The 12,201-nt window shown below is 72.2% G+C and carries 14 protein-coding genes; 12 read left to right on the top strand and 2 right to left on the bottom strand.

Annotated elements, in window-relative coordinates:
* Positions 1-8 precede the first annotated feature (8 nt).
* From J2S59_RS03380 to J2S59_RS03325, 12 genes are all read left to right on the top strand, one after another.
* Entirely contained in the window at positions 9-1,049 is a 1,041-nt protein-coding gene (locus tag J2S59_RS03380; protein WP_068120710.1) for an Rv3626c family coenzyme F420 biosynthesis-associated protein, read from the top strand.
* An 8-nt stretch (positions 1,050-1,057) separates the two neighbouring features.
* Complete coding sequence (tilS, locus tag J2S59_RS03375; RefSeq protein ID WP_068120712.1) at positions 1,058-2,077, top strand: tRNA lysidine(34) synthetase TilS; 1,020 nt, start codon at positions 1,058-1,060, stop codon at positions 2,075-2,077.
* 4 nt (positions 2,078-2,081) lie between these two features.
* Complete coding sequence (hpt, locus tag J2S59_RS03370; protein ID WP_068120714.1) at positions 2,082-2,633, top strand: hypoxanthine phosphoribosyltransferase; 552 nt, start codon at positions 2,082-2,084, stop codon at positions 2,631-2,633.
* Between the two features lie 57 nt (positions 2,634-2,690).
* On the top strand, positions 2,691-4,718 hold the full coding sequence (ftsH, locus tag J2S59_RS03365) for an ATP-dependent zinc metalloprotease FtsH (RefSeq protein ID WP_068120715.1): 2,028 nt from the start codon (positions 2,691-2,693) through the stop codon (positions 4,716-4,718).
* Between the two features lie 53 nt (positions 4,719-4,771).
* The gene (folE, locus tag J2S59_RS03360; RefSeq protein ID WP_220138445.1) at positions 4,772-5,365 is read left to right on the top strand and encodes a GTP cyclohydrolase I FolE; all 594 of its coding nucleotides are present in this window, start codon (positions 4,772-4,774) and stop codon (positions 5,363-5,365) included.
* An 8-nt stretch (positions 5,366-5,373) separates the two neighbouring features.
* Positions 5,374-6,375 carry a UDP-glucose 4-epimerase GalE gene (gene galE / locus J2S59_RS03355; protein ID WP_068120717.1) on the top strand — a complete coding sequence of 334 codons (1,002 nt, stop codon included), beginning with the start codon at positions 5,374-5,376 and terminating at the stop codon, positions 6,373-6,375.
* 70 nt (positions 6,376-6,445) lie between these two features.
* Positions 6,446-7,267 (top strand): dihydropteroate synthase, encoded by an 822-nt coding sequence (gene folP, locus J2S59_RS03350; RefSeq protein ID WP_068120721.1) that lies wholly within the window; start codon positions 6,446-6,448, stop codon positions 7,265-7,267.
* Positions 7,264-7,713: a nuclear transport factor 2 family protein gene (locus J2S59_RS03345; RefSeq protein ID WP_220138444.1), complete on the top strand. Its 450-nt coding sequence runs from the start codon at positions 7,264-7,266 to the stop codon at positions 7,711-7,713. Before folP ends, J2S59_RS03345 begins: the two co-directional genes overlap by 4 nt.
* Complete coding sequence (gene folB / locus J2S59_RS03340; protein WP_068120718.1) at positions 7,703-8,107, top strand: dihydroneopterin aldolase; 405 nt, start codon at positions 7,703-7,705, stop codon at positions 8,105-8,107. The genes J2S59_RS03345 and folB overlap by 11 nt, the downstream gene beginning before the upstream one ends.
* Entirely contained in the window at positions 8,100-8,666 is a 567-nt protein-coding gene (folK, locus tag J2S59_RS03335) for a 2-amino-4-hydroxy-6-hydroxymethyldihydropteridine diphosphokinase (protein WP_068120719.1), read from the top strand. Before folB ends, folK begins: the two co-directional genes overlap by 8 nt.
* Positions 8,663-9,175 carry a DUF3180 domain-containing protein gene (locus J2S59_RS03330; protein WP_306824806.1) on the top strand — a complete coding sequence of 171 codons (513 nt, stop codon included), beginning with the start codon at positions 8,663-8,665 and terminating at the stop codon, positions 9,173-9,175. The genes folK and J2S59_RS03330 overlap by 4 nt, the downstream gene beginning before the upstream one ends.
* Positions 9,176-9,179: 4 nt before the next feature.
* Positions 9,180-9,857, top strand: a complete 678-nt coding sequence (locus J2S59_RS03325) for a hypothetical protein (protein WP_306824805.1) — start codon at positions 9,180-9,182, stop codon at positions 9,855-9,857.
* Between the two features lie 114 nt (positions 9,858-9,971).
* Here J2S59_RS03325 and J2S59_RS03320 read toward each other — a convergent pair whose 3' ends face one another.
* Both J2S59_RS03320 and J2S59_RS03315 read right to left on the bottom strand, forming a co-directional pair.
* On the bottom strand, positions 9,972-11,105 hold the full coding sequence (locus tag J2S59_RS03320; RefSeq protein WP_220138271.1) for a GNAT family N-acetyltransferase: 1,134 nt from the start codon (positions 11,103-11,105) through the stop codon (positions 9,972-9,974).
* Positions 11,106-11,190: 85 nt separating this feature from the next.
* Positions 11,191-12,201, bottom strand: a complete 1,011-nt coding sequence (locus tag J2S59_RS03315) for an ABC transporter ATP-binding protein (protein ID WP_068116717.1) — start codon at positions 12,199-12,201, stop codon at positions 11,191-11,193.

The raw sequence follows: 12,201 nt of genomic DNA, 5'->3' as shown, positions 1-12,201 counted from the left end.
TTGGGGGCATGACTGCCTCCGACATGGTCGACTGGGACCTCGCCATCAAGATCGGCTCGCGCGTGGCGGGTGAGGGGCCGACGGTGAGCCGGCAGGAGGCTGCGGATGTCGTGGCCGAGCTGCGCGACGGTGCGGCGCGCTCGACGTCGCTGGTCGGGGACTTCACGGGGCTGCATGCTCCGGCGGGTACGGCGCCGGTGCTCGTGGTCGACCGGCCGGGGTGGATCACCGCCAACGTCGAGGCGTTCGGGCGGATCACCGAGCCGTTGATGCGCAAGATGGAGGACCGGCGCGGACCGGCGACCGGGATGACGAAGGCGGTCGGCTCGCGCGTGACCGCGATGGAGGTCGGGGGACTCCTCGGCTTCCTCGGCGGCAAGGTGCTGGGTCAGTTCGACCCGTTCGCCGAGCCGCACGGGCGGCTGCTGCTCGTCGCGCCCAACATCGTCAACGTCGAGCGCGAGCTCGAGGTCGACCCGTCGGACTTCCGCCTGTGGGTGTGCCTGCACGAGGAGACGCACCGGGTGCAGTTCACCGCGGTGCCGTGGATGCGTGACCACCTGCACGGCGAGGTCGCCGCTCTCGCCGACGCCGTCGACGTCGACCCCTCCGAGCTCGTCTCCACCATCCTCGAGCGCGCCGGCGACCTGTTGCGCGGCAACAGCGACGTCAGTCTCGTCGACCTGTTCGCCGGTCCCGAGCAGCGCGCGGTGATCGACCGTGTCACCGGCGTGATGTCGCTGCTGGAGGGCCACGCCGACGTCGTGATGGACGAGGCCGGCCCCGAGGTCATCGGCTCGCTGCGGGAGATCCGGCGCAAGTTCAACCGTCGGCGCAAGGGCGTCGGGATGCTCGACAAGGTGTTGCGCCGCCTCCTCGGCATCGACCAGAAGATGGCGCAGTACCGCAACGGCGCGTCCTTCGTCACCGGTGTCGTCGACAAGGTCGGCTTCGACGGCTTCAACGCGGTGTGGGCCGAGCCGGCCAACCTTCCCAGCAAGGACGAGATCGGCGACCCGGACGCCTGGGTGCGCCGGGTCCACGGCTGACCGACGCGATGGCTCTCGACCCCGCGCGTGCCGCGGTCCGGGCCGGCGTACGCCGTGTGCTGGACGAGGCTGCGCTCGAACCGGGTACGCCGGTCGTGGTCGCCTGCTCCGGGGGAGCAGACTCACTCGCCCTGCTGGCGGCGACGGTCTTCGAGTCCCGTGCCCACGGCTCCGGTCGTGGACTGCACGTCGTCGCGGCCACCGTCGACCACGGTCTCCAGGACGGCTCGGCCGAGCTGGCCGAACGGGTGGTCGCCCAAGCCGCCGGGCTCGGCGCTGACGAGACGGTGGCGGCCCGCGTGAGCGTGCACTCCGAGGGGCAGGGCGTCGAGGCCGCCGCTCGGGAGGCGCGCTACGACGTGCTCGCCCAGGTCGCGCAGCGGTGGTCTGCGCCGCTGGTGCTGCTGGGCCACACGCGCGACGACCAGGCCGAGACGGTCCTGCTCGGGCTCACCCGCGGCTCGGGCGCCCGGTCGCTGGCGGGCATGCGCCGCGGCTTCGACGTCTTCGCGCGGCCCCTGCTCGACGTGACCCGCGCCCAGACCGAGGCCGCCTGTCGCGCCGAGGGTCTCGACTACTGGGAGGACCCCCACAACACCGACCAGCGGTTCACCCGCGCACGCGTCCGCCACCGCGTCCTGCCCATCCTCGAGGCCGAGCTCGGCCCCGGCGTCGCCGCCGCGCTGGCCCGCACCGCCGACCAGCTCACCGAGGACGCCCAGGCCCTCGACGCGTACGCCGACGCCGCCTTCCGCGCCGCGGCGACCGACGAACCTGCGGGTGCGGTCGGCGTACGCCTCGACGGGCTCGCGGGCCTGCCGACCGCGGTCCGCACGCGGGTCTTGCGCCGGGCGGCGCTCGCCGCCGGCTGCCCCGGCGCGGAGCTGTTCCGGGTCCACGTCCAGGCGTTGGATCGGCTGGCGGCCGACCCCGACCGGGCGGCGAAGCAGGTGCAGCTGCCCGGTCGCGTCACGGCTCGTTGCGGGCGGGACTCGCTGACGTTCGTCACGACCCCTGTGGGAGGCTGAGCGCATGGACGCCTCCCATGTCGACGGAGACCTCGTCAACGTTCTCTTCAGCGAGGACGACATCCAGCAACGCCTCGCCGAGATGGCCGCCCAGATCGAGGCCGACTACGAGGGCAAGGACATCCTGCTCGTCGGCGTCCTCAAGGGCGCGATCATGGTGATGGCGGACCTGTCGCGGGCGTTCTCCCGGCACGTCGAGATCGACTGGATGGCGGTCTCGTCGTATGGCTCGGGCACCAAGTCGTCGGGCGTCGTCCGCATCCTCAAGGACCTCGACACCGACATCTCCGGGCGCCACGTGCTGATCGTCGAGGACATCATCGACACCGGCCTCACGCTGTCGTGGCTGGTCTCCAACCTCAGCTCGCGCAAGCCGGCGTCGGTCGAGATCGCCACTCTGCTGCGCAAGCCCGACGCCCTGCAGATGAGCGTCGACGTGAAGTACGTTGGCTGGGACATCCCCAACGAGTTCGTCATCGGCTACGGGCTCGACTACTCCGAGCGCTACCGCAACCTGCGCTGCATCGGCACCCTCGCGCCGCACGTCTACTCCTGAACCGTTCCTGTCACCGCCCCGCGGGACCTCTTGGGGCCATCCTGAGAGACTGTCGACGTGAAGCGCATTTTCAAGGGACCGTGGGTCTGGATCGCGATCGCCGTCCTCGGCGTCCTGCTCGCCTTCCAGTTCCTGGCGAACGCCGGCGGGTACGACGAGATCGACACCTCCGAGATGTACGAGCACCTCACCTCCGACCGGGTCGAGGAGATCACCTTCGTCGACGGTGACCAGGAGATGCGCGCCACCTTGAAGGCCGAGGGTGACGAGGAGGGCCGCCAGGTCGTCGCCGCCTGGGTCCAGGGCCAGCAGCGCGACTTCCTCAACGCCGCGCGCGAGGGCGTCGAGAGTGGCCAGATCGAGAAGGCCAACTCCGAGAACCCGCGCCCGAGCTTCTTCGGGTCGCTGCTCGCGACGCTGCTGCCGTTCGCGCTGATCGTGCTGATCTTCATCTTCCTGCTCAACCAGATGCAGGGCGGTGGCGGCCGGGTGATGCAGTTCGCCAAGTCCAAGGCGAAGCTGATCACCAAGGACATGCCGAAGACCACCTTCGCCGACGTCGCCGGCGCCCAGGAGGCGATCGAGGAGCTCGGTGAGATCAAGGAGTTCCTCTCCGAGCCCGCGAAGTTCCAGGCCGTGGGCGCCAAGATCCCCAAGGGCGTGCTGCTCTACGGCCCGCCCGGGACCGGCAAGACGCTGCTGGCCCGCGCTGTGGCCGGCGAGGCCGGGGTGCCGTTCTACTCCATCTCCGGCTCCGACTTCGTCGAGATGTTCGTCGGTGTCGGTGCCTCCCGGGTGCGCGACCTGTTCGAGCAGGCCAAGGAGAACGCCCCGGCCATCGTCTTCATCGACGAGATCGACGCCGTCGGGCGTCACCGCGGGGCCGGCATGGGCGGCGGCCACGACGAGCGCGAGCAGACCCTCAACCAGCTGCTGGTGGAGATGGACGGCTTCGACGTGCGCGGCGGGGTCATCCTGATCGCGGCCACCAACCGTCCCGACGTGCTCGACCCGGCGCTGCTGCGTCCGGGCCGCTTCGACCGCCAGATCGCCGTGGAGGCCCCCGATCTCGCCGGGCGCACCAAGATCCTCGAGGTCCACGCCCGCGGCAAGCCGATGTCGCCGGAGATCGACCTGGCCAACGTCGCCCGCCGTACCCCCGGCTTCACCGGTGCCGACCTGGCCAACGTCCTCAATGAGGCGGCGCTCCTCACCGCGCGGTCCAACGCCAAGGTGATCGACGCCGAGGCACTCGACGAGGCGATCGACCGGGTCATCGCCGGTCCGCAGAAGCGCACGCGGTTGATGAACGAGAAGGAGAAGCTCATCACCGCCTACCACGAGGGCGGACACGCCCTGGTGGCCGCGGCGCTGCCGGGCACCGACCCGGTCCACAAGGTGACGATCCTGCCGCGCGGGCGCGCGCTCGGCTACACGATGGTGCTGCCCGACGAGGACAAGTACTCCCAGACCCGCGCCGAGATGCTCGACAAGCTCGCCTACATGCTCGGGGGACGTGCGGCGGAGGAGATGGTCTTCCACGACCCCACCACCGGTGCCGGCAACGACATCGAGAAGGCGACCTCGCTGGCGCGCGCGATGGTGACGCAGTACGGCATGACCGAGCGGCTGGGGGCGATCAAGCTCGGCGACAGCAACTCCGAGCCGTTCCTCGGCCGGGACCTCGGGCACTCGCGGAACTACTCCGAGGACGTCGCCGCGATCGTCGACGAGGAGACCAAGAAGCTCCTCGCCACAGCCCACCAGGAGGCCTTCGACATCCTCGAGGAGAACCGCGACGTCCTCGACGCCCTGGTGTTGGCGCTGCTGGACCGCGAGACGCTCGACAAGGCCGAGATCGCGGAGATCTTCGAGCCGCTGCGCCGGCGACCGACGCGCCCGGCCTGGACCGGCTCGCCGCACCGCAACCCGTCCGACATCCCGCCGGTGGAGATCCCGCAGGAGATCCGCGACCGCGCCGCGGCCAACGGTGCTCCGTCGGCCGCGAGCGGCGAGGGTGGCGTCATCCTCACGCCTCCGGGGTCGGGAGGCGACGTGCACGGCGACCCGGGGGTCGGCACGTGAGCCCGAAGGACCAGCCCGAAGACCGACCGCAGGACCAGGGCGGGGTCGACCCCATCCGGCACGACCCGCCCCCGGTCGTCCCGGACTTCGACCACGACCGCGCGGCCGCGGCCATCCGGGAGCTGCTGATCGCCGTCGGCGAGGACCCCGACCGCGAGGGGCTGCGGGAGACACCCAACCGGGTCGCCCGGGCGTACGCCGAGCTGCTCGGGGGCATGCACCAGAGCGCGGAGGACGTGCTCACGACGACGTTCGACATCGGTCACGACGAGCTGATCCTCGTGCGCGACATCGAGCTGTGGTCGATGTGCGAGCACCACCTCGTGCCGTTCACCGGCGTCGCCCACATCGGCTACATCCCCAACACCGAGGGTCGGATCACCGGGCTCTCCAAGCTGGCCCGGCTCGTCGACGTCTACGCCAAGCGGCCCCAGGTCCAGGAGCGGCTGACCACCCAGGTGGCGGACTCCCTGATGCGGATCCTCGAGGCCCGCGGTGCGATCGTCGTGATCGAGGCCGAGCACCTGTGCATGACCATGCGGGGGGTGCGCAAGCCGGGCGCCAAGACCATCACCTCCGCCGTACGCGGCATCATGCACAACGCCACCACGCGCTCCGAGGTGATGGCACTCATCAACGCCCGCTGAGGGGGACCATGAACAAGGTGCTGGTCGCCGGTGGCGCCGGCTACCTCGGCCCGATCGTCGCGAAGGCGCTCGAGCGGGCCGGGCACGTGCCCGTCATCCTCGACTCCCTCGTCACCGGCCGGGCGGAGTTCGTCGGCGACCGGGCGTTCTACCGCGGCGACATCGCCGACCGGGACCTGCTCGCCCGGATCGTCCGCGAGCACCCCGAGATCACCTCGACGGTGCACATGGCCGCCCTCGTCAGCGTCCCGGAGTCGGTCGAGAAGCCGGCGACGTACTACCGGGAGAACGTCGCCAAGTCGCTGGTGCTGTTCGAGACCCTCGCGGAGCTCGGGCGCCCCGACGTCGTCTTCAGCTCCTCGGCGTCGGTCTACGGCTTCGACCCGGCCTTCGAGGTGCGGGAGGACTCTGCCGTCGCGCCGCTGTCGCCGTACGCCCGCACCAAGCTGATGATGGAGCAGATCCTGTGCGACCTGGCCGCCGCCGGGCGGGTCCGCGCGGTCATCCTGCGCTACTTCAACCCCATCGGGGCCGACCCCGACCTGGAGACCGGCGCACACGCGGTCGAGCCCTCCCACGTGCTGGGTCGGCTGATCAGCGCCGCGACCGGGGACGGCACGTTCACGATCACCGGCACCGACTATCCGACGCGCGACGGCACGGGCCTGCGCGACTACATCCACACGTGGGACCTGGCACGCGCCCACGCGGCCGCGGTCGGCCGCTTCGAGGAGGCCGTGCGAGCCGGCGACCAGGGCAGTGCGGTCTTCAACCTCGGCACCGGTGACGGGGTGACCGTCCGCGAGCTGGTCGCCGCCTTCACCTCGGCCTTCGGCGCGGAGGTCCGCACGACCGAGGGCCCGCGCCGTCCCGGCGACGCCGCCGGCGCCTTCGCCAACGTCGACCGCGCCCGGGAGGTGCTGGGCTGGGAGGCGGAGCTGACGCTCGAGGACGGCATCCGCTCCGCACTGGCATGGATGCAGCACCGGCCGACCGTGCTCGGGTACTGAGCCCGTGACCGCCGCGCCGCGCCGCCACCCGTGCATCAGCCGGGTGCCCACCCGCGACCACCCGCTGGTGATGGGCGTCGTCAACGTCACCCCCGACTCCTTCTCCGACGGCGGCCGGTGGGCGGAGCCGGCGACCGCGGTCGAGCACGGACGCCGGCTCCGCGCCCAGGGCGCCGACATCCTCGACGTCGGCGGCGAGTCGACCCGCCCCGGCGCCACGCGACCGGTCGTGGCCGAGGAGCTCGACCGGGTCGTCCCGGTCATCGAGCAGCTCGCCGCGGAGGGCGCCTGCGTCTCCGTCGACACGATGCGCGCCGAGGTCGCCGACGCCGCGCTGGCTGCCGGCGCGGTCATCGTCAACGACGTCTCCGGTGGCCTGGCCGACCCCGAGATCCTCGCGGTCACCGCTGCGCACGACGCCGGGTACGTCGCCATGCACTGGCGCGCCCACGCCGCGACGATGGCGAACCACGCGACGTACGACGACGTGGTGGCCGAGGTTCGCGACGAGCTGGCCGCGCGGCTCGACGACGCGCTCGCGGCCGGCATCGCGGCCGACCGGGTCGTGCTCGACCCCGGCATCGGCTTCGCGAAGACGGCCGCCCACAACTGGGCCCTGCTCGGGGCCCTGCCCGAGCTCGCCGCCCTCGGGCGGCCCCTGCTGCTCGGCGTGAGCCGCAAGGCGTTCCTCGGTGCGGCGCTCGCGGACGAGCACGGCACCCCGCGTCCGGTCGACCAGCGCGACGACGCCACCACGGCCCTGTCCGCGCTCGCCGCGGCCGCCGGGGTGTGGTGCGTGCGGGTCCACGAGGTGGCCGCGAGCCGGGACGCCGTACGCGTGGGTGCGCGCTGGCGCGAGGCGCAGGACGCCGCGACGGGCCCCGCCCGGTGACGAGCCCACCGGACCCGCCGCCCGGCCCTACGGACGCTGCAGAGGAGCGGGCGATCCGCGCTGCCCACGCCGCCTTCTACGCGGCGTTCGAGACCGGCGACCTGGACGCCATGAACGAGCTGTGGGTCGAGGACGACTCCGCGCTGTGCGTGCACCCTGGCACGACGCCGGTCCAGGGCGTTTCGGCGGTACGCCGTGCGTGGGCGGTGATCATGGCGACCACGCCCTACATCCAGTTCATCCTCACCGACATCGACGTGCGGGTGCGGGGCGAGGTGGCCTACGTGACGTGCGTGGAGAACGTGCTCGCGGGCGACCACGACGACCCCGATCTGCGCTCGGGCCTGGCCATCGCGACGCATGTGATGCTGCGCACCGTGGAGGGTTGGCGGTTGTGGGTGCGCCACGCCAGCCCGGTAGTGTCGGAGACCGATCATGAGAACTGAGCCGAACGCCCCCGCTGCCGCCGCCGAGGCCCGAGACCGCCTGGCGGTGCGCGGCATCGAGTGCTTCGGCCACCACGGGGTGTTCGACTTCGAGCGGGCCGACGGCCAGCGGTTCGTGATCGACCTCGTCCTGGGGCTCGACACCTCCGCGGCCGCGGCCAGCGACGACTTGCAGGACACCGTCGACTACGGGAGCCTCGTGGACGAGGTGCGGCGCGGGGTCGAGAGCGACCCGGTCGACCTGATCGAGACCCTGGCCGAGCGACTCGCGCGGACCTGCCTCGCAGACCCGCGGGTCGACTGGTGCGAGGTGACCGTGCACAAGCCGGATGCCCCCCTCCGAGGCCGCGTCGCCGACGTAGCCCTGACCATCACCCGGAGCCGACGTGACTGAGACGCCCAATCCCAACATCGTGGACGCCGACACCATCACCGGCGAGATGCACCCGATCCGCCGCGTCGTGCTCTCCCTGGGCTCCAACCTGGGCTCCCGCACCGACAACCTCCAGGGCGCCGTCAACTCCCTCGCCGACACCCCCGACGTGTGGGTCACCGCCGTCTCCCCGGTCTACGAGACCCAGCCCGTCGACGCCCCGCCCGGATCCGGTCCGTTCCTCAACGCCGTCGTCCTGGCCGACACCACGCTCTCGGCGCGCACCCTGCTCGACCGGTGCCTGGCTGTCGAGGACGCCTTCGGCCGCGAGCGGGTCGAGGCCAACGGTCCGCGCACCCTCGACGTCGACCTCATCGTCGTCGGTGACCGGCGCTCCGCCACCGACGAGCTGACGCTCCCGCACCCCAAGGCCGCCGAGCGCGCGTTCGTACTGAAGCCGTGGTTCGACCTCGAGCCCGACGCCGAGCTCCTCGACGCCGGCCCGATCTCGGAGCTGCTCGCCAAGATCGGTGTCGACGGGCTCACCCTCAAAGAGGACATCGAGCTCACCCTCCAGTGAGGGAGGGCCACACCTATCCCGACCCCGAACCGCCACGCCCGGGGCCGGGACGGATGCGCCCGACCGGCTGGCGACCGCTCGTCGTCGTCGCCGTCGTCGGCGCGCTGCTGGGCTTCGCCGTACGCCCGGTGGCGCAGTGGCTCGGCGAGACCGCCCCGACCGTCGGCCTCCTGCAGGTCGGCGCGTTGTACTTCCTCGCCGCGGTGCTCGCTGCCCTGGCCTGGCAGACCTGGCGCACGCTGCACCGCCAGGGCGGCACCCTCGAGCCGCACCGGGCGGTCAACCGGCTGTTGGTCGCCAAGAGCTGTGCGCTGGTCGGGGCGCTGGCCGGCGGTGCGTACGGCGGGTACGCCGCGGCGTTCCTCGATCGCTTCGACGTCCTGCTGGGCCGGGAGCGGGTGGTGAACTCGACCGCGGGGGTGGTCGCGTGTGCCCTGGTCGTCACGGCCGCGCTGGTGCTGGAGCGTGCGTGTCGGACCCGGGGCGACGCCTCCGGCGACCTACCCTGAGCACATGGCCTCTTCCCCCCGCACCACGGCCCGGATGACCCCCGCGCAACGTCGTCGGCAGCGCAGCGTGCGCCTGACCGTCGCCTCCGCCCTCATCGCCGTCGCCGCCGTCCTCACGGTGGTCGCGGTCGGCACCCAGTCCGTCGTCTGGCTCAACGTCGCCGCGATCGGCGCGGTCGTGCTCGGCGGTGTCGCCGCTCGGATCGTGTATGCCGAGCTGGTCGTGGCCCGTCGCGCCCACCAGGCCGACCGCACCGCGCAGGCGAAGGCCTACCGCGCCATCACCGAGCAGCGCGTCGCCGAGCAGCAGGAGTTCGCCGGCGTCATGACCGAGCGCCTCGCCTCGTCGGTGCGCACCGTGCGCGAGCTCGAGAGCACGCTGGTCCTCGCCGAGCGCCGCGTCGCCGAGTCCGAGCAGAAGGCCAGCACCGCCCAGCGGCGGGCCAACGCCGCCGAGGGCGCGGTCTCCGAGCTGCGCGAGGCGCTCGAGGCCCGCGTCGCCGAGCTCGCCGCCAAGGCCGACGAGGTCCGTGCGCACGCCGAGCAGTACGCCGACGAGTTCGCTGGCACCGAGGAGGCGGCGCTGTACGCGCAGCAGGCCGAGACGATCGTCGACCTGCTGGCGTGGGACGAGCGCACCCGCGGCGCCGTCACCACCCCCGCCGTACGCAAGCACGCCTGACCCCAGGGGTTCCACCTTGTAGCCGTTCTTGCGCGACACGCCGACTGGAACGTCTACAAGGAAGCAAATTCGCTACACGTGTAGTGAATTTGCTGCCGACCCACCTGTCGGAGGTCAGGGGCGGACGGGGACGTCCTTGTGCCAGGACTCGGTGACGTACTTCGTCCGCCACCCCAGCGCCTGGTAGAGCTCGTGGGCGCCGGTGGGGGAGTCGGCGTCGACCTCGAGGCCCACGCGGTTGCGGCCGCGCTCGGCGGCGTCGGCGATGATCGTGCGCAGCAGCGCCTTGGCGACGCCGCGGCCGCGGGCGTTCTCGAGCACGCCGATGTAGGCCACGAAGCTGCCGTCGGGGGTGTCGTCGGGACCCGTCAGCCAGGTGCCGACGAGCGCGCCGGCGGGCTCCGGAGCGCCGCCCTCGTCGCCGCCCTCACCGTCGACGATCTCGGCGATCCACCAGTGGTCCCAGCGATGGCCGGGGTCCTCGCGGAGCCGGTGGACGAACTCGTCGAAGGACTCCTCGTAGGAGTTGAAGTGGTCGGCGAACGCGGCCTCGAGGACGTCGTGGACGGTGTGCAGGTCGGCCGCCTCAGGCATGGTGCCGGACTCGTAGCCGCCCTCGCGCCGCACCCGGCGTACGACGACGCCCCGGTCGCCGGGGGTCGGGGCGAGCTCCCGGTCCTCGGGCACCACGGGGCGGACCATCTGCCACCAGCTGCGGACCTTGGCGTACCCGGCGTCGGCCAGCCACTGCTGGTGGCGGGGGTCGTCGGCGAAGGCGGTCGCATCGATCTGTTGGACGGGTACGCCGCGGCTCTCGCCGACGGCGCGGGCCTGGGCATCGCACCACTCCAGCAGCACCCGGGCGCACCGGTCGGCCTCGCGCGGCGGGAGCTCCCGGTCGACGGCGAGAGTGGTGAGCATGCGACCGGCCGCGCGGTCGTGGGCGCTGGCCCAGCCGCGGGCGACGCCGTCGGCGTCGCGGATGAGCAGGTTCTCGTGGGTGCGCACGCCCGAGACCGCGACGAGCACGTCGTCCTCCGACGAGCTGGCCCAGCCGCGCCCGCGCGTCTCGTGGCGCCGCAGCAGCGAGGTGAGGTCCTCGACGTCGTCCTCGCTGGGCCGGTAGACCTGCCAGCCGTCGGGCAGGTCGGGTCCGTCGAGCGCCTCGTGCGGCTCGCTCTCGAACCGGTTGTCGTCCTCGGGGAGGCCGAGCGCGGGGGTGGGGTCGGGGTGCTTCGCCAGGGTCACGGGTCGGTCATTCCCGGACGGGGGCTGTTCGATGCTCACAGGGTGCTCGACTCCGGTCGGGGACGGTCGGTCTCACCCGCGCCGGTCAACCGGTCCTGGTGTCGCTCTCGGCAGCCACCGACTCCCGCAGCGCCCGGTGCACCCCGTTGGGGCTGAGGACGCCGACGAAGGACGGACCGTCGGTCACGCCCACCATCGGGCGGTCACTGGTCATCATCAGCGCGAGCGCCTCCTCCAGGGAGGCGGTCACCTCGAGGGTACCGCCGAGCTCGGACCCGCGGACGCCGTCCAACGGTTCGAGATGGTCACGGTTGATCGGGGTGACGGCCAACCGTCGCAGCCCGCGTCCCGCCCCGACGAACTCGGCGACGAAGTCGTCCGCCGGCTGGCCCAGCACCCGCGCCGGGGTGTCGTACTGCGCCAGCCGCCCGCCCTCGGCGAGGACGGCGACCCGGTCACCGAGCCTCACCGCCTCGTCGATGTCATGGGTGACGAGCACGACCGTCTTGCCGAGGCGCTGCTGCAGCGCACGGAACTCGTCCTGCAGCCGGCCGCGGACGACGGGGTCGACGGCACCGAACGGCTCGTCCATCAGCAGCACGGGCGGATCCGCGGCGAGAGCGCGGGCGACCCCCACGCGCTGCTGCTGACCACCCGAGAGCTGGTGGGGGTAGCGATCGGCGTACGACGCGGGGTCGAGGCCGACGAGGTGCAGCAGCTCCTCGGCACGCTTTCGCGTACGCCGCCTGTCCCACCCGAGCAGCGAGGGGACGGTCGCGACGTTGGCGCCGATGGTCTGGTGGGGGAAGAGCCCGACCTGCTGGATGACGTAGCCGATCCGTCGGCGCAGCTCCACCGGGTCGTCGCGGGTGGCGTCGCGCCCGTCGATCTCGATCGTGCCGCTCGTGGGCTCGATCAGCCGGTTGACCATCTTCAGCGTCGTGGACTTGCCGCACCCGGACGGGCCGACGAGACAGATCAGCTCGCCGCGGGCGACGTCGAGATCGAGTTCCTGCACTGCCACCGTGCCGTCGGCGTACGTCTTGCTGAGACCGCGCAACCGGATCATCACGTCCGGCGCTGGGCTACCGTCCAT

The organism is Nocardioides massiliensis (genome assembly GCF_030811215.1).
In the GTDB taxonomy this organism is placed as follows: Bacteria; Actinomycetota; Actinomycetes; order Propionibacteriales; family Nocardioidaceae; genus Nocardioides_A; species Nocardioides_A massiliensis.
Note: the sequence above shows the minus strand (reverse complement) of the source record. Positions and strands in the feature narration are given on the sequence as shown.

Coding starts and splice junctions, on each gene's coding strand:
- J2S59_RS03380 (WP_068120710.1), top strand. CDS start 9: ATGACTGCCTCCGACATGGTCGACTGGGACCTCGCCATCAAGATCGGC.
- tilS (WP_068120712.1), top strand. CDS start 1,058: ATGGCTCTCGACCCCGCGCGTGCCGCGGTCCGGGCCGGCGTACGCCGT.
- hpt (WP_068120714.1), top strand. CDS start 2,082: ATGGACGCCTCCCATGTCGACGGAGACCTCGTCAACGTTCTCTTCAGC.
- galE (WP_068120717.1), top strand. CDS start 5,374: ATGAACAAGGTGCTGGTCGCCGGTGGCGCCGGCTACCTCGGCCCGATC.
- folP (WP_068120721.1), top strand. CDS start 6,446: ATGGGCGTCGTCAACGTCACCCCCGACTCCTTCTCCGACGGCGGCCGG.
- folB (WP_068120718.1), top strand. CDS start 7,703: ATGAGAACTGAGCCGAACGCCCCCGCTGCCGCCGCCGAGGCCCGAGAC.
- J2S59_RS03325 (WP_306824805.1), top strand. CDS start 9,180: ATGGCCTCTTCCCCCCGCACCACGGCCCGGATGACCCCCGCGCAACGT.
- J2S59_RS03315 (WP_068116717.1), bottom strand. CDS start 12,201: ATGGACGGTAGCCCAGCGCCGGACGTGATGATCCGGTTGCGCGGTCTC.